The organism is Tardiphaga sp. 866_E4_N1_4 (assembly GCF_052076075.1).
Lineage (GTDB): Bacteria > Pseudomonadota > Alphaproteobacteria > Rhizobiales > Xanthobacteraceae > Tardiphaga > Tardiphaga robiniae.
The window spans coordinates 6,349,943-6,367,073 of record NZ_CP197242.1 but is presented as its reverse complement, the minus strand read 5'-3'; the positions used below and the strand labels follow the sequence as shown (position 1 = coordinate 6,367,073).

Annotated in this window: 15 protein-coding genes; 7 read left to right on the top strand and 8 right to left on the bottom strand. The window is 60.7% G+C overall.

The annotated features are described in order from the left end of the window. Positions 1-100: 100 nt before the first annotated feature. From AB8B20_RS30540 to AB8B20_RS30525, 4 genes are all read right to left on the bottom strand, one after another. Positions 101-1,666, bottom strand: a complete 1,566-nt coding sequence (locus AB8B20_RS30540; RefSeq protein WP_439070840.1) for a tripartite tricarboxylate transporter permease — start codon at positions 1,664-1,666, stop codon at positions 101-103. Positions 1,667-1,679: 13 nt separating this feature from the next. After that, complete coding sequence (locus tag AB8B20_RS30535) at positions 1,680-2,180, bottom strand: tripartite tricarboxylate transporter TctB family protein (protein WP_439070839.1); 501 nt, start codon at positions 2,178-2,180, stop codon at positions 1,680-1,682. A 92-nt stretch (positions 2,181-2,272) separates the two neighbouring features. Then, positions 2,273-2,809 (bottom strand): chromate transporter, encoded by a 537-nt coding sequence (locus AB8B20_RS30530; RefSeq protein ID WP_439072984.1) that lies wholly within the window; start codon positions 2,807-2,809, stop codon positions 2,273-2,275. Continuing rightward, a complete protein-coding gene (locus tag AB8B20_RS30525; protein WP_439070838.1) occupies positions 2,806-3,408 on the bottom strand; it encodes a chromate transporter in 603 nt (200 codons plus the stop codon). The genes AB8B20_RS30530 and AB8B20_RS30525 overlap by 4 nt, the downstream gene beginning before the upstream one ends. A gap of 256 nt (positions 3,409-3,664) precedes the next feature. On the opposite strand from AB8B20_RS30525, the gene AB8B20_RS30520 reads away from it, so the two are divergent. The 4 genes from AB8B20_RS30520 (at position 3,665) to AB8B20_RS30505 (ending at position 6,444) form a co-directional block, all read left to right on the top strand. Beyond that, positions 3,665-4,180: an SspB family protein gene (locus AB8B20_RS30520; RefSeq protein ID WP_439070837.1), complete on the top strand. Its 516-nt coding sequence runs from the start codon at positions 3,665-3,667 to the stop codon at positions 4,178-4,180. 108 nt (positions 4,181-4,288) lie between these two features. Beyond that, positions 4,289-5,707 (top strand): class II fumarate hydratase, encoded by a 1,419-nt coding sequence (fumC, locus tag AB8B20_RS30515; RefSeq protein ID WP_439070836.1) that lies wholly within the window; start codon positions 4,289-4,291, stop codon positions 5,705-5,707. A 294-nt stretch (positions 5,708-6,001) separates the two neighbouring features. Then, on the top strand, positions 6,002-6,190 hold the full coding sequence (locus AB8B20_RS30510) for a DUF4169 family protein (protein WP_439070835.1): 189 nt from the start codon (positions 6,002-6,004) through the stop codon (positions 6,188-6,190). Beyond that, a complete protein-coding gene (locus AB8B20_RS30505) occupies positions 6,187-6,444 on the top strand; it encodes a ribbon-helix-helix domain-containing protein (RefSeq protein ID WP_068734045.1) in 258 nt (85 codons plus the stop codon). The genes AB8B20_RS30510 and AB8B20_RS30505 overlap by 4 nt, the downstream gene beginning before the upstream one ends. 56 nt (positions 6,445-6,500) lie before the next feature. Here AB8B20_RS30505 and AB8B20_RS30500 read toward each other — a convergent pair whose 3' ends face one another. From AB8B20_RS30500 to AB8B20_RS30490, 3 genes are all read right to left on the bottom strand, one after another. Further along, entirely contained in the window at positions 6,501-10,175 is a 3,675-nt protein-coding gene (locus AB8B20_RS30500) for an AsmA family protein (RefSeq protein WP_439070834.1), read from the bottom strand. Between the two features lie 225 nt (positions 10,176-10,400). Next, on the bottom strand, positions 10,401-11,717 hold the full coding sequence (locus tag AB8B20_RS30495; RefSeq protein WP_439070833.1) for an MFS transporter: 1,317 nt from the start codon (positions 11,715-11,717) through the stop codon (positions 10,401-10,403). A 194-nt stretch (positions 11,718-11,911) separates the two neighbouring features. Next, positions 11,912-13,327: an FAD-binding oxidoreductase gene (locus AB8B20_RS30490; RefSeq protein WP_439070832.1), complete on the bottom strand. Its 1,416-nt coding sequence runs from the start codon at positions 13,325-13,327 to the stop codon at positions 11,912-11,914. An 81-nt stretch (positions 13,328-13,408) separates the two neighbouring features. Between AB8B20_RS30490 and AB8B20_RS30485 the strand changes: the two genes are divergently transcribed. Beyond that, positions 13,409-13,915, top strand: a complete 507-nt coding sequence (locus AB8B20_RS30485) for a thioesterase family protein (RefSeq protein ID WP_092151116.1) — start codon at positions 13,409-13,411, stop codon at positions 13,913-13,915. Positions 13,916-13,918: 3 nt separating this feature from the next. Here the strand turns inward: AB8B20_RS30485 and AB8B20_RS30480 are convergent, their stop codons facing one another. Further along, the gene (locus tag AB8B20_RS30480; protein WP_092151113.1) at positions 13,919-14,092 is read right to left on the bottom strand and encodes a DUF1328 domain-containing protein; all 174 of its coding nucleotides are present in this window, start codon (positions 14,090-14,092) and stop codon (positions 13,919-13,921) included. Positions 14,093-14,363: 271 nt separating this feature from the next. Here AB8B20_RS30480 and AB8B20_RS30475 point away from each other — a divergent pair, with 271 nt between their 5' ends. Together AB8B20_RS30475 and AB8B20_RS30470 are read left to right on the top strand one after the other, a co-directional pair. Further along, the gene (locus tag AB8B20_RS30475; protein ID WP_439070831.1) at positions 14,364-16,832 is read left to right on the top strand and encodes an ATP-dependent helicase; all 2,469 of its coding nucleotides are present in this window, start codon (positions 14,364-14,366) and stop codon (positions 16,830-16,832) included. A 2-nt stretch (positions 16,833-16,834) separates the two neighbouring features. After that, positions 16,835-17,116, top strand: coding sequence for a type II toxin-antitoxin system HicB family antitoxin (locus AB8B20_RS30470; protein ID WP_089268248.1), 282 nt, complete (start codon positions 16,835-16,837; stop codon positions 17,114-17,116). Positions 17,117-17,131: the final 15 nt, after the last annotated feature.

Below are 17,131 nucleotides of genomic sequence, written 5' to 3'. Positions count from 1 at the left end.
GCGAAAATAACGACAGTCGCGGGACTGAATACAGGCAAAGGCCCGAAGTCTATTCGACTTCGGGCCGTGGCGTAACGACGCAGATGCGTGGAGAGATTCGTCAGCTCTCGGATTCGACGAAGACTTCGTCGCGTTTCTTTCGCAGTGCGGGAAGCAGAGCGAGGACCAGCAGGAACGCCGAGATTGCCATCAGGCTGGCCGACAACGGACGGGTGAAAAATACCGTCGCGTCGCCACGCGAGATCAACAGCGCACGACGCAGGTTCTCTTCCATCAGCGGCCCGAGCACCATGCCGAGCAACAGTGGAGCCGGTTCGAAGTCGTGCTTGATCAGCCAATAGCCGAGCAAACCGAACACGCCTGCGAGCACCACGTCCATCGGCGCGTTGTTCACCGAATAGATGCCGATGCTGCAGAACACCACGATCGACGGGAACATGAGCCGATACGGCACGCGGAGCAGTCGGACCCAGATGCCGACCAGCGGCAGGTTGATCACGAGCAGCATCAGGTTGCCGATCCACATCGAGGCGATCATACCCCAGACCAGTTCGGGCTGCTTCTGCATGACCTGCGGACCGGGCACGATGCCATGAATGGTCATCGCGCCGACCATCAGCGCCATCACCGCGTTGGGCGGAATGCCGAGCGTGAGCAGCGGAATGAACGATGTCTGCGCTGCAGCATTGTTCGCGCTTTCCGGTGCGGCAACGCCTTCGATGGCACCACGGCCGAACCGCTCCGGATTCCTCGACAGCTTCTTTTCAAGCGTATAGGCCGCGAAGGACGCGATGACCGCGCCGCCACCCGGCAGAATACCGAGAATGGAGCCGAGCACCGTGCCGCGCAGAATTGCCGGCGCGGAGTCCTTCAAGTCCTTCTTGGTCGGCATCAGGCCCGTGACCTTCTGCTGCACGAGGTCGCGATCTTCTTCGCCACCGGCATCCAGATTGCGGATGATTTCAGCAAAACCGAACAGGCCCATGGCGACCGTGGCAAAGCCCAGACCGTCGGCGAGTTCAGGAATGTTGAACGACATACGCGACGCGCCGGTCTCGATGTCAGAGCCGACCATGGACAACAGCAGACCGAACACGATCATCGCGATCGCCTTCAGCACTGAGCCCTTGGCAAGCACCACGGCGAAGATCAGGCCGAGCACCATCAGCGAGAAGTATTCTGCCGGACCGAACGCAAGCGCGAGCTTGGTGAGCGGCGCGCCGAGCACAGCGATAAGGACCGTCGCAACGCAACCCGCAAAGAACGAGCCGATTGCTGCAATCGCGAGTGCCGGACCGGCACGGCCCTGCTTCGCCATCTGGAAGCCGTCGAGCGCAGTCACGACGGAACCCGCTTCACCCGGAATATTGACCAGGATCGACGTGGTCGAACCACCGTATTGCGCGCCGTAGTAGATGCCCGCGAGCATGATCAGTGCGCCGACCGGCGGCAGGCCGAAGGTGATCGGCAGCAGCATGGCCACCGTGGCAATGGTGCCGATGCCCGGCAGAACGCCGACCAGCGTACCGACTAGCGCACCGATCAGACAGAGTAGAATATTGATCGGAAGCGGGATCGACAATCCGCCCAGGAACGGCGGCGCCCATTGCACGAACTGGAAAACGGTCGAGAAGCCAAGACCGAGATTTGAAAACAGATCACCCATAGCGCCCTCGCCCTCAGCGGATCAGAAACGTCGGCCACATCTGCAGCGGCAGACCAAGCGCGTACGGAAATAGCAAAGCGCAGAATGCCGTGAGGCAAGCGCCGACGATGATCGTTTCCTTCCATTGCGTCTCGGCCGTGCCGAGCGCTGCGATCAGGAACGATGCCATTGCAGAAAAGACCATGCCCATCGGACGAATGCAGAGTGCGAAGCACAGAATCGCCAGCGATACGAACAGCGGTCCGCGCCAGGCATAGACAGCGAGCCTTGGACCTTCCGTGAGCACACCGACGACCGTTACCCCTGCACCGAGGGCCAGCAGCAGAACACCGAACATCCGCGGCGCAGTACCTGCGCCGAAGGAGAATCCGTGCATGCCTTGAAGATCGCTGGAAGCCCACAGCGCGAAGGCTGCGATGGCCATCAATGCGATGCCGCCGATAAAGTCCTGCGGGCCTTTGACCCAGCTCGGTAAGATGGATTTCTCCGGCGCATGGCTCGGCGCATCACTCATTGGTACGTTCCCCTGTCACGAGCTTGTAGCCCAAACATCATCGTTCGGAGACCGCCCAACGGCTCCGTGGTCAAGCTTGCTAGCGATTTTCGTCAGAGAACGCCAGCGAAACCAATAAGGCCTCCGGCAACTAGCAACCATAGCGGGTTAAGCCGCGTGGCAAACGCCAAAACGGCGGCACTCCCCGTTACCAGAAACGCCGCCCAGGTGGTGTCGGAAGCGAACAGCAGAACCAGCCCGCTGGCGCTCATGAGACCTATGGATAGGGGCACCAGCGCTGCCTGTACGATTCCCGGCCATTGGGCGTGGCCCGACCGCGAAAGCAATTGGCTGACATAATAAGCAAACACAGCTGTCGGCCCGCACATGGCCAGCGTTGCGACCACTGCGCCCATGATGCCGGCAACCTGATAGCCGATCAGCGTCACAATGAGAACGTTCGGCCCCGGCGACAGCTGCGAGATCGCAAACACATCGGCGAACTGCTTGTCGGACATCCAATGGTTAACATCGACCGCGAGCCGATGAATTTCGGGAATGGCCGAATTGGCGCCGCCAACGGCAAAGAGTGACATCAGCCCGAACGACCAGGCCAGCGTGAACAGCGATCCGGAGTTCGTGTCGCTCATGCGGCCGCCCGCCGTCGCATCACGATGGTCAGGCCGATGCTGACGGGAATCGACACCAGAAGGACTGTCGGCAACGGCCATCGCATCACGCCAACTGCGACGAAAATCGCGACCAACAGCGCCAGGCTGACGGGCTCACGCTTCTTTAGAAGCGGCAGCATCATTCGGAAAATCACAGCGAACAGGAGTCCGACCGCAGCGCAAGATACGCCGGCCAGTGTGCGCCGCAGCGCTTCGATATCCCCAAAGTGTGCATACAGGATCGCCAGAATGGTCACGATGACCACGGGCGGCCCCAGCAATCCCGCAAAGGCTGCAATGGCGCCAGGCACACCGCGAAACCGCGCCCCGAACACCACCGACAGATTGACGATATTCGGCCCCGGCAAGAAATGGCAAAGTGCGAAAGTCTCATTGAATTCGTCGGGCGTCATCCAGCCGTGCTGCTCGACGATCGCCCGGCGCGCCCAGACCAGAACGCCTCCAAAACCGGCCAGGGACATCTTCGCAAAGGCAAGGAATAGCGTCAGCAGTCCCGGTGGCGATGCCGACGCGAGTTCCGCAACTGGGGCGTCAGCCTGTGGTGAACTTGGACGCATGGTCCAGAACTAGGGCCATCCGCCCATCGGGCCAATCGATTTTTGCCTGTTTCCACGCCAATCGGCGGTTGAAATGACCGCCCGGCTGTATCGCGTCCAATTTGCGTCATATATAGAGGGCGCCAGCTTTTCCGGCTGCTGACCTCGGGTCAAGACCGGGATAGAATAGACAGAACAGTATGTGATGCGAGTCGGCCTCCGGCCTCGCCCTCACTCCATATATGGCCATGACCAAGACAAGCGACGGGACCGACCGATGGCAACCGATCATATTCGATACGATGTGCTGGCGCGCGACGCCCTCCGTGGCGTTCTGCGCCGCGTGCTGATCGACGCTGCCGAGCACGGCCTGCCGGGCGAGCACCACTTCTTTATCACCTTCGTTTCAACGGCTGACGGCGTCAAACTTTCGCCGCGCCTGCTGGCCCAGTATCCAGAGGAAATGACGGTGATCCTGCAGCATCAGTTCTGGGATCTCGTGGTTACCGAAGATCGCTTCGAGGTGGGCCTGTCCTTTAACGGAATCCCCGAGCGCCTCGTCGTGCCGTTCAACGCCATCAAGAGTTTCTACGACCCCTCGGTGCAGTTCGGCCTGCAGTTCGAAACCGAAACCGCTGTAGAGACCCCGGCTGCCGGTGCGACATCCGCAGCCACTGCGGCATCTGCTCTCGCCGCCCCTCCAGCTCCGCCCGTGCCTGCTTCAGAGGAAGAACCGCCAAAATCGGGCGAAGGTGCAGAAGTCGTCCGTTTAGACCGCTTCCGGAAAAAATAATCGCAAGACGTTGTAAGGTGCCGGGGCCGCGTTCGCGCGGCCCCATTCTTATGCGCCGCACCCGCCAAAAGTCTCTGCAGGGAGCGCGCCATCGCAAGGACCGTACCCATGGCCAAATCCTCGAAGACCTCCACCACCGCCACCACCCGCACCGAAACCGACAGCTTCGGTCCGATCGAGGTCGCAGCGGATCGTTATTGGGGAGCGCAAACGGAACGGTCGCGACAGAATTTCAAGATCGGTCACGATCGCATGCCGATGCCGATCATTCGCGCGCTCGGCATCGTCAAACTGGCAGCGGCCGAAACCAATCGCGAACTCAAACTTCTCGAGCCCAAGCTTGCAAAGGCCATTGTGAGCGCAGCACGCGAAGTCATCGACGGGAAGCTGGATGATCACTTCCCACTGGTCGTCTGGCAAACCGGCTCCGGCACGCAGACCAACATGAATCTCAACGAGGTCATTGCCAATCGTGCGAACGAGCTTCTTGGCGGTGAACGCGGCGCCAAGAAGCCCGTGCATCCCAATGACCATGTCAACATGAGTCAATCGTCCAACGATTCGTTTCCGACTGCGATGCACATTGCGGCAACGCAGGGTATTGTTGAGTACCTCATCCCCGCACTAAGCGAACTACATGCTGCGTTGCGCAAGAAGGAAAAAGCCTTCGCAAAGATCGTGAAGATCGGACGTACGCATACACAAGACGCGACGCCGCTCACGCTCGGGCAGGAGTTTTCAGGCTATGCCGCACAGACCGAAAGCGGCATCAAACGCCTACGAAGCGTCCTGAAGGATCTCTACCCGCTCGCCCAAGGTGGAACTGCAGTCGGGACCGGCCTCAACTCCAAGCCTCGTTTTGCGAAGTTGTTCGCGAAGCACGCAGCAACAGTTACCAAGCTGCCTTTCATCACTGCACCGAACAAATTCGAAGCACTCGCATCAAACGACGCCTATGTGTTTGCACACGGTGCGATCAACTCGGTTGCAACAAGTCTATTTAAAATTGCAAACGACATCCGACTGCTCGGATCTGGCCCGCGTTCCGGACTTGGCGAATTGATACTTCCGGAGAACGAGCCTGGCTCATCGATCATGCCTGGAAAGGTAAATCCGACACAATGTGAAGCAATGACAATGGTATGCTGTCAGGTATTCGGTAACCACACGGCAATTACGGTGGCCGGCAGTCAGGGTCACTTCGAGCTCAATGTCTACAAGCCGGTGATGGCCCATTGCATGATGCAGTCCATCCAATTGATGGCAGACGTTGCGCGATCCTTCACAGAGCACTGCATCAACGGCATTCGCGCCGATGAAAAACGAATTCATGAGTTGATGGAACGATCACTGATGCTCGTGACTGCACTCGCACCGAAAATCGGCTACGATGACGCGGCGAAAGTAGCTAAGGTTGCCCATGCAAACGGAACGACATTGAAGGAGGAAGCGCTGCGGCTCGGTTTTGTTAGTGCAGCAGAGTTCGATCTTCTTGTTCAGCCGGCCAAAATGATACATCCTGGGTAAGCAAGAATATTTGCTCACAGCTTGTTGAGAATAACTCCAGAAGGAAATAGTTATAATTCATATCTGCTAAATGGTTAGAATGGTCGCATATCAGACGCGTTTTTCTTTGTGATACAGCAGAAGGTGATCTGGTTACGCTTCGTAGATGACTTCATTTTTCTGCGGAGCTTGTTTGGAACTACGGAGAATATTTTAGGATGGATACCGAAACCGAATTCACCCTCGTCTCGTACAACTACTGGATGGTGAAGACGACGTTTCCCGCCCCATCATTTTTTAAAGACAGGAGCGATCATGGGTGACCTGATCAATCTCAATCGCTTCAAGAAGCGCGCTGCACGAGAGGAATCGGCAAAACAAGCCGATATAAACCGTGCGCGCTTCGGACGAACTAAGTCAGAACGAACATTGCAGGAGCAGCGCACAGTCCGTGCGAACAACGTGCTGGATCAGCATCACATCGATGGCGAGGACGCATCATGAAATCGCCCGTAGTTAAGAGATCGATCGTTGTTGCGGGTCACAAGACCAGCGTGAGTCTCGAAGAGGCGTTTTGGAACGGCATGAAGGAGATTTCGAATCTTCGCGACATGACGCTTTCCGAGCTGGTTGGTGAGATCGACACAAACCGTCAGCAGGGCAATTTGTCGTCCGCGATTCGGCTGTTCGTGCTCGATTACTTCCGTACACGTGCCGTTCCGCAACAGCGGATGCCGGAGCACAATCTCTCGGCGTAAACACAGCCGACCTTAAGCGAATCGCTTCGCCGCCGGTTGTGTTTGCTGAGTCATCGTCAGAACGTCGGCCGCGCTGAACTCGCGGTCGGCGGTGTCAGTACTAGCGGAGGCGCGGGCCTCGGCCTTGGTGCGCGCGCAGCACCGGGTGCCGGACGAACTTCAATGGGTGCTGGCAGCGGCGCAACCTGCTGACTTGCAACAGGCGGTGTCGCAGGACGAGGCGTAGCAGCCTTCGGCGCAAGACGGCGCGGATCGCGACCGGGAAGAAGCACATCGGAGGGCGCAGAGGCTGTCGGTGGATCGCTCGCAGGCGTCTGCGTGTCGACGGGCAGCGAGGCGGACGGCGGAGGAACGGCAACGGGCACAGCCGCCGGTGGCAACTCACCGCGTTCAAGCGAATCAAGCCGGCGCGTCTCGCGATCGATTGCGCGCACTGCGAGCCAGGATGATAACGCCGCCACATCTAGCGTGCGATCAAGCTTGTCAGGCGTTCCCACCGCGAAGATCTGAACTTCCGGTCGAACGCTCGACGTCCCCGCGCTCGTGCCGGTCAATGTCGCGCGCATATCCACCTGGTCGGCAACGATATCGTAACCTCCTGACACGATCGCACGCCCTCCTTCGCCATCGAGCGTCGTCGCGCCAACGCGCAGGCGGCTATCCTTGATACTGAACGGGACCTGCACCGAAGTTACGGACAACGCACCGCCGGTGATCGCGGTATCGACAATCTGACGCAACTTAACGTCATTCGTGGCTTGCCCAGAATCGCTGGCGCGAATGGCAATGTCGAAGGCACGTGGATCGAGGCCATTGACGCGCGCCCCGTCGATCGTCAGCAATCCACTGCCGGACAATGCGCCTTCCAGAGCCGAGGCACTGCGCCCCTGACTGGCCAGCGTCATCCGCAGCGACGTCTTGCCCGCGGGCATTGTCAGAGAGCGATAGCGCAACGCCGCTCCATCTACGCCGGAGAATTGCACGCGGGCGCCAAGCGCATATCCGGTGATCGATGGCTTGAGATCGACATCAGCCGTGATTTCGCCGCCACCGACAGACCCTTTGATCGTATCGATCGTCAGGGCCTGCCCGTCGCTCTTCACGATGCCGCTGACAGGACGCAATTCAACACCGCCGGGCAACGTCCCGCGCAACGCCTGAAAGGCCAATTGTCCACGCCATCCTTGCAGCACGCCACGTCCAAGCGGGTCCGTAACATCGCGCCCTCGCGTGCCCACAGCGAGACCAAAGGCCGGCCCGAGTTCGATCGTATCCATGCCGATCTGACCATCGACGGCTTTCTCGGCACCCAGCGTCAGCGTGATATGGCCGCGCACGCGTGAGCCAGCCAACGTACTGTCGATATCTTCCAACGTAACCTTGTCGCCGTTCAACGTGAGCCGCGATGACAGGCTGACATTCTGCGCAGCCGTATCCGACGGCTTGAAAGCGACCAGCGGCGCCAGATTGGCGCGACGTATCGCAAGCGCGAGCGATGCTTTCGGTGATCCCGCCCAAGGTTCTGCACTACCCTGAACATCGGCATCGACATCCGAGCCGGACAGTTTTGCCGTGACACGCAGCGGCGCGCGCCATTGTCCTTTTGCCGATCCTTCGAAATTCACAACGGCGTCGCTTGCGGCGATCACGTTACTCAGGCCCAACAATGCGAGAAGTTGCCCGCCCTGCCCGACTAATTTAGACTCGAGTGTCACATCGCTGCGCGACAGCTCATTGGGGTCGACGCCGCGCATCGCCGCTAAGGGAGGAGATGCGGTCAACGTCGTCGTCCCCTTCACTTGCGGCGCATCGATATCGAACACGGCGCGCGCATTTGTCCGATCGGCGCGTTGTGGATCCTTTGCCAGATCGAGCGACAGTTTGACGCGAACCACGCCGGGCGTCGCGGTCATGGCGCTGAGCCGCGACGCAACAGACGGCGCCAGTGGCGCGAGCGTGTTGCTGATCTGACTCATCGATGCGGACGTGGCGTTGAGTGTCAGTCCGCCCGTGGCCTCGATGCGATCGAACGAAGCGCGGCCGTCGAGCATCAGGCCGGTGGCTTCACCGACTTTGAAGCGATCGACCGAGATCATCTTTGGGCTGTAGGCCAGTTGCGCCACGAACGGGCGCATCTCCTGCCCGGCTGACACAGCACGCGCGATATCGAGTGACACCTGCCCTGCATCCGGCCACTCGGCCTGCGGCTCACCAAGCGATCGGATCAAGGCCGCTGCCGCGTCGAGATCCAACCTGTCAGCCTTCAGGTCCGCATCAAAGCGCGAACCGCCAGCGGCTGAGGGATACGAATATGCAGCACGGCCTTCGACCGTACCGCCGTCGATCTCCGCCTTGAGTGCCTCGATGGCCAAGCGATTGGACACCGAAGTGACATTGCCGCGAATGCGTAGCGGCTTCTGATTGCGCAAGCCAATGTCTGTTCGGCCCTTGAGCCACGCAGCAAGCGTATCCGGATCGGACGATTCGACCGCGATGGCCCCCTTGAAGCCATCCGATGCACCAGACTGCGCTGCGCCGCCGCTCAACGTGACGCGGGTCGCGCCTGGCGCACGAAATTCGAGACGATCGACTGTCCATGTTGCTGCATCGCTACGCAGGTCAGCGCCGATATTCTGCACAGGCTTTCCGCCGACCATGATCTGCTCCACGCCGATCTCGATCTGTGTCGCCAAAGGCGCAGACGGAATGCTCGCCAGCAGCCTGCGTAACACCGGCAACGGTGTTGTGATGGCATCGTTGGCCGCATTATTTCTGGAAAGCATGCGGTCGGCATCGAGCTGCTTTGCCGATAGCATCGCATGCAGTAGCGGCGAGGTGCCAAAGCGCATGTCGGCGAGACCAGCAAACCTGAACGCGGTGTCCTCCGCGCCATAGCTGGCTTCAAGCGCTTCCATATGCGCAGCGGCCGGATCGGCCTTGACCTTGGCGAAGACGCGCCACGGCGTTGGCAGTTGATCGCCCGCGCCATTCGCCTTCAGACCGGCCGGGCTTGCGAGAGTCAGTGCGCCATCGAAGCGTGGCGTGCGATTGTCGAAGTTGAGCACGCCATCGAGATCGACGGACAAGGGCTTCTCGCCGGGATCCACAGTAAAACGAACGCGCGTGCCGTTGCCGTCGCCGGTCGGCCCGGAGGACAAACGGAACGGATAACGCGCGCCCCACAACAGGAAATTGCCATCACCGCGCATGGCGCCGGCCGCCAATGAGCGAACATCGCCGCTGAAGGCGACGTCGTAGAGTTCGAGCGTGCTCTTGCTCGCAGCATCATGGAGTGCGGCGCGACCGGTGACGTTCAACCGGTCTATCGCCAGCGCGCCAAGATTGAATGGCCCGGTGGAAGCTGGAAGTTCGATACGCCCCTGCGCATTGAGGCCGAGATCGACAGCAGCGCCGCCGATGGTAAGTTCTGTCGCGCGCCATTCGCCGCGCATCAACGAACTCAGGCTGAATTCCACATCGAGATTGTCTGCACGGATCCTGCCGAGATCGTTGGGACTGCCCACCGTGATCGACTGCAGCCGTAACGACGGCGCCGGCAGCAGCCGCGCCTCCAGCCCGCCGCTGACGCGAACGGGCGCACCGACCACGCGCGTGGCTTCAGCCTCGAATTGCGGGCGGAACTGATTCCAGTCGACGAAATAGGGCCCGACCAGAGCAGCAACCAGCGCCAGGATAAATGCAATTGCCAGGCCGAGCAGTGTCGTCTGCACCGAATCTCCCCTCAAGCGCTCCGGCAGAATGTCCGCCTGCCTGCCAGGCAAAGTGCATTGCAGCACGTCACTGGGCAATACGCCTTACAGACGTTGCAGGGCCACGCAGAAATACGCGGGAACGCATCTATTTATAGAACCAACTGTGGCGAAGTCACAGCACGCAATAGATGGCCAGATCAACCATCCCTCGCCATCCGCTTGCGGCAAATCGCCCGGCTTCGATCAAGTCGAAGCACCCTGCTCCAGCGGTTTTGCGGCGCCATGGGCGCGGTGCAAACGTCCGGCCACCGCCCTCACCTTGCCCGGCGACGCCATCCAGACCGCAAAGGTCGCGAGGAAGCTGACTGCGATTCCAAGGGCAAATGCAGGCGTATAGGTACCAAAGTGGTCGTGCAGGACACCCGTCACCAAGGGACCGGCGGCGCCGCCGGCCAGCGCGGCCAGCATGAGCGTGCCGAAAATGCTGCCGAAATGCTCGCCCTGGAAAATCTCGGAAACCACGGCGCCCATGATAGACGTCACGCCATAGCCCAGCAGGCCCTGCGAGATCACCATGACATAAACCAGCATCAAGTTCGGCACCGATTCCAGCGCAATCAGGGACGCAAAGCAGATTGCGAAGCCGACACCGCTGACGGTCCAGATCCATTCGCGGCCGATGCGATCGGACAGATGGCCCAGAAATATCTGGCCGGGCACACCGAACAGACTGACCATACCGAGCGCCCAGGCGGCGACACCCGGCGTGAAGCCGATGTCGAGCAGATACTTGGTTTGATGGACCTGAACGGCATACCAGGCATACAGCCCACCGAACAGGCCGAGTGCGAGCCACCAGAACCGCGTCGTGCGCACGGCGCGCGCCAGCGTCCAGTCGATACTGGCCCAGACCGGGTCGACCACATTGGATATATGCTTCGTCGACGACGTCGGTGCCGGATCGCCATCCGGCAAGAGCCCCATGTCCTGCGGGCGTTTGCGCAGCAGCAAATTGATCGGCACGAGCACGACCAGCACGAGGAGCCCCACGGCGGTGCAGGCGGTGCGCCAGCCGGTCTGCTCGATCATCACCTGCACCCAGGGCAGCACCGTTACGGAACCGATGCCGACGCCGGCGAATGCGAGGCCGACCGCGAGGCCGCGCTTGCGGCTGAACCAGTTCGGCAGAAACAGCGATTGTCCGGAATAGCCGAGGCAGACGCTGCCTGCGCCGACCAGAACGCCGATGGTCAGGTACAAATGCCACGGCTGCGTCGTCAGCGGCGCCAGCAACAGGCCAGCAGCCATCAGCACGGTGCCAAGTTCCATGACGGCTCGCGGGCCGCCACGATCCATCAGTCTGCCCATCAGCGGGCTCATGATCGCGGAAATCAGGAAGCCGAATGAAAAGGCACCGGCGGTGACGCCACGGTCCCAGCCGAACTCCTGGAGAATTGGCGGGAAGAACAGCGAGAACGATGTCCGCGCATTGACCCCGATGGCCATGGAAACGAACGTGACGGCGACGATGACCCAACCATAGAAAAACGGTAGCCGCATCGGCTGATGCCTTTTTTATTGGACGCATTCTGCGTCAAAGCTTTTTGATTGCACCTTCCGTAACCGAAAAGCGCAATCCATGCTGGTATATAATTATATCTACAACTTTAAACTTTTTAAGAATAGTTAAGCATTGCCGCTGCTGCCGAATTTTCCCGTCCGCATTCGGCCTGACCGGATGCGGCAATCTGGCGTCACGCCTGCGGCAGGATTTTCCCGGGATTGAAGATATTGTCGGGATCGAGTGCCTTCTTGAGCGCCCGCATGGCGTCGAGCGCCTCACTGCCCAGTTCGGCCTGCATATACTTTTGCTTGCCTTGCCCGATGCCATGTTCACCCGTGCAGGTGCCCCCCATCGCCTGCGCCCGTTGAGCGAGGCGGTGCATGAAGTCCTCCGCGCGGGCGACCTCATCGGCGTCATTGCGATCGCAGACCATCGAGCAATGAAAATTGCCGTCGCCGACGTGGCCGACGATGGGCGCCAACAGGCCGAGCCGCGCGAGATCCTCTTCCGTCGCAGCGACACATTCCGCGAGTTTGGAAATCGGCACGCAAACGTCGGTGGCCGCGACATCGGAGCCCGGTCGCATACTCTTCACCGACCAATAGGCATCGTGACGGGCCTGCCAGAGCTTGGTGCGATCTTCCGGCTTCATCGTCCAGGAAAAATCGCCACCGCCGCATTCCAGTGCGATCTCGTGAAAATTTCGCGACTGCTCGGCCACTTCGGCCTCGCTGCCATGGAATTCCAGCAGCAGCAGCGGCGTTTCCGGCAGCGTCAGCTTGGAATAGGAATTACAGGCACGAACCTGCGCCTCGTTCAGCAGCTCGATCCGAGCAACGGGAATGCCGGTCTGAATCGCGAGAATCGTCGCCTGACAGGCACCTGCCACCGTGGCGAACGAACATGACGCGGCAGCCATGGTTTCAGGAATGCCACGCAGCTTGATGGTCAGCTCGCTAATGATGCCCAGCGTGCCCTCGGCGCCGACAAACAGATGCGTCAGGTCATAGCCGGCCGAAGATTTCTTCGCGCGGGTGCCCGTCTTGATGATCTCACCATCGGCGCGCACGACCTTGAGCGCGAGCACGTTGTCGCGCATCGTCCCGTAACGCACCGCGTTGGTGCCGGAGGCGCGCGTCGACGCCATGCCGCCAAGCGACGCATCGGCACCAGGATCGATCGGGAAGAACAGGCCTTGATCGCGCAGATTTTCGTTGAGCGCCTTGCGCGTAACGCCGGGCTGAATCACGCAGTCGAGGTCTTCGCTGTGCACTTCCAGAATCTGGTTCATGTCGCGCATGTCGATGCAAATGCCGCCTGCCGGCGCATTGACCTGACCTTCCAGCGACGTGCCGGTGCCGAATGCGATCACCGGAACTTTGTTCGCTGCACAAATCCGGACCACGTCCTGGATATCCGCGGTCTCCTGCGCGAACACGACGCCATCCGGCGGCTGGTTGGCAAGCCATGTCGTGGTATGGCCATGCTGGTCGCGAACCGCCTGCGACGTCACCAGTCGATTGCCAAAACGCGCCGTCAGCGCTTCAAGCGTCGTGGCCAAGGCCTTCGGCTCCGGTCGTTTCAAATTGTTCGCAATGCTAGCCACAGTAGTCCCTCCGACGCGGCGGGACCGTGGCAAAGGTTGTATAACGGGTCAAGAGACGTGAGAGCGGGACAGGAATTACCGATGACTGAGCCAACCGACGATCTGCTGCAACCCGTCCCTTTCCGGGCGCATGTCATGCAGATCGAACCGCAATGGATCGACTATAATGGCCATCTCAACATGGCCTATTACAACGTGCTGTTCGACCGGGCGATCGACGACCTTTGGCTCAAGATCGGGATCGGTCCCGAATATATGAGGGCGCGCAACAACTCGACCTTCACGGCCGAATGCCATGTTCGCTATGTCAGGGAAATCCATCTCGGTGATCCCGCGCAGGTGTCGATCCTGGTTGTCGCTGCGGACGACAAGCGCATTCACACCTTCAAGGAGTTGCGCCACGCCACCGAGGGATGGCTGTCGGCGACGTCGGAAAACATGACGCTCCACATGGACATGACGGCCCGGAAGGTTGCGCCGTTTCCGCCTGATATCAGCGCCCGCGTGCAGGCGCTGGCCAATGCGCACCGATCCGTAGATCGCCCCGAGGGCATCGGCCGATCGATCGGGATGCCCTCGAAGAAATAACCGTCAGACGCGCGTGCGGCCGCGGACGAGGCCCACAACGGCCGAAATCAGGAACAGGACGAGGGCGATGAAGAAGATCGCCTTGGCGATTTCGATGGAGGCGCCGGCGATACCGCCGAAGCCGAGAACGCCGGCAATAAGAGCGATAACGAGGAAGGTAACAACCCAGCTGAACATGGCACAAACCTCAGTTTTTGGCTTTTGACGCGGCATTCGCCGTCGCGCTTGATGCTGAAACAAGCCGGAGCGAAAACGAAAGTTCCCGACCCACCTACCAGCCAACATCACTGAAACGAGAGCGCTCCTGCGTGCCAACGGGCGTCAGATGAGCCGCATGCGAGGATAAGTCTGTCGCCAGAAGCCTCTCGCTCCTATATGCCCTCCTATCCTGCTAAGAAGGCTCCCCTTTAAGGCCCCACGGTGCCAACGTGGGCGGAATACGATTCGCATGAGTGACGCACGCAAAACGCCCGCCAACGATCTTCCTGCCTACCAGCCGGCGGCGGGCGGTATTGGCGCGCGTGCACGTGCTGCTGCGGCGCCAGCGGCACAGTATCTGAACGGCCTCAACCCCGAGCAGCGCGATGCCGTCGAAACCCTCGACGGCCCCGTCCTGGTGCTCGCTGGCGCCGGCACCGGCAAGACCAAGGTTCTGACCTCGCGGATTGCCCATATCCTCAGCATGGGCCGTGCGCGGCCCGGTGAAATCCTGTCGGTGACCTTCACCAACAAGGCCGCGCGGGAGATGAAGCACCGGCTCGGCATCATGCTCGGCCAGGCGGTCGAGGGCATGCCGTGGCTCGGCACCTTCCACTCGATCGGCGGCCGCATCCTGCGCACCCATGCCGAACTGGTGCAGCTGAAATCCAATTTCACGGTGCTCGACACCGACGACCAGATCCGACTGCTCAAGCAGCTCCTGCAGGCCGACAATATCGACGACAAGCGCTGGCCAGCGCGAATGCTGGCCAACCTGATCGACGGTTGGAAGAACCGCGGACTAACGCCATCGCAGGTGCCATCCGGCGAAGCCGCCGTGTTCGGCAATGGCAAGGGCGGCAAGCTCTATGCCGCCTATCAGGATCGGTTGAAGACCCTCAACGCTGCTGACTTCGGCGACCTCCTGCTGGAATGTATCCGGCTGTTCCGCGAACATCCGGACGTGCTGAAGCAGTATCAGCAGCGCTTCAAATATATCCTCGTCGACGAATATCAGGACACCAACGTCGCGCAGTATCTGTGGCTGCGGCTGCTGTCGCAGGCGCCCGGTCAGCGCTTGCTGCCGGAAGCGGACGCGCCATCGGCAGACAGCAAACCGGCCGTGCCGCTTAAAAACATCTGTTGCGTCGGCGACGACGACCAGTCGATCTATGGCTGGCGCGGCGCCGAGGTCGACAACATCCTGCGCTTCGAACATGATTTTCCCGGCGCCAAGGTCGTGCGGCTGGAGCGCAACTACCGCTCGACCGGCCATATCCTTGCCGCGGCCTCGCATCTGATCGCGCACAACGAGGGACGTCTCGGCAAGACGCTGCGTACTGAAGATGTCGATGGCGAGAAGGTCACCGTCACCGGCTCCTGGGATTCCGAGGAAGAAGCCCGCGCCATCGGCGAAGAAATCGAGCAGTTGCAGCGCGAGGGCAACAAGCTCAACGACATCGCGATCCTGGTGCGCGCCTCGTTCCAGATGCGCGAGTTTGAAGACCGCTTCGTCACGCTCGGCCTGCCCTATCGGGTCATCGGCGGCCCGCGCTTCTATGAGCGCGCGGAAATCCGCGACGCACTGGCCTATCTTCGGGTGATCAATTCGCCGGCCGACGATCTCGCCTTCGAGCGCATCGTCAATGTGCCCAAGCGCGGCCTCGGCGATGCCACGGTGCAGATGCTGCACGATCATGCCCGCCGGCGTCGCATTCCGCTGTCGGAGGCTGCACGTCAGGTTGTCGAGACTGACGAGATGAAGCCGAAGGCGCGCGGCAGCCTGCGCGACCTGATGATGAGCTTCGAACGCTGGCGCAAGCAAAGCGAAGTGATGCCGCATACCGAACTCGCCGAAGTCGTGCTCGACGAGAGTGGCTACACCGACATGTGGCAGAAGGATCGCTCCGCCGATGCTGCCGGCCGCCTTGAGAACCTCAAGGAACTGGTGCGCTCGATGGAGGAGTTCGAGAACCTGCAGGGGTTCCTCGAACACATCTCGCTGGTGATGGACCGCGAGGGCGGTGCAGACGAGGATGCCGTGTCGGTGATGACGCTGCATTCGGCCAAGGGGCTTGAATTCGACAACGTCTTTCTACCGGGCTGGGAAGAAGGCCTGTTCCCGCATCAGCGGGCACTCGACGATCAGGGCCGCGCCGGGCTCGAGGAAGAGCGCCGCCTCGCCCATGTCGGCATCACCCGCGCGCGCCGCCGCGCCAAACTCTATTTCGCAACCAACCGGCGCATTCACGGCACCTGGAACACGACGATGCCGTCGCGTTTCCTCGATGAATTGCCGGCAGCCAATGTCGAGATCACGGAATCAAAGGGCGGTTCGGGCTGGGGCGGCGCCGGAGGCTACGGCGCATCACGCTTCGACAACGTGGAATCGTTCGGATCGAGCTATTCGACACCGGGCTGGCAGCGCGCGCAGGCCAACCGTTCACGCGGCGGAGGACAAGGCGGCAGCGGCTTCAGCGAAGGCCAGTCGCCTTTCGGCGGCTCCTCTTCATCGCGAAACAAGCGGCCGATGACTATCGAGGGCGAGTTGATCGCGAAGTCCACCGGCACGGAGTCCGACTTCACGCTGCAGGATCGCGTCTTCCACCAGAAGTTCGGCTACGGCAATGTGACCAAGATCGACGGCAACAAGCTCACCATCGTCTTCGAGAAGGCGGGTGAGAAGAAGGTCGTCGACAGTTTCGTGGAACGCGTCTGACAATGCCGGTCTATATTGCGCTCATTCAGAAGGACGCCAGCGGCACCTTCAACGTTTCCTTTCCCGACCTGCCCGGCATCGTGACCGCCGGCGACACCCTCGATGAAGCGATCGAGGAAGCCGAGGAAACGCTCGAATACGCGGCCGGAGACTGGCGCAATCCGGACGGCTCGAGCGGCCTTCCGACGCCGCGCACCATCGAGCAACTAACCAGCGACCCTGCATTTGCCGATGCGGCCGACGGTGGCACGATTGTCGAGATCGACTACGAAGCCGCAGAATAGCCCCAAAATCGCCTG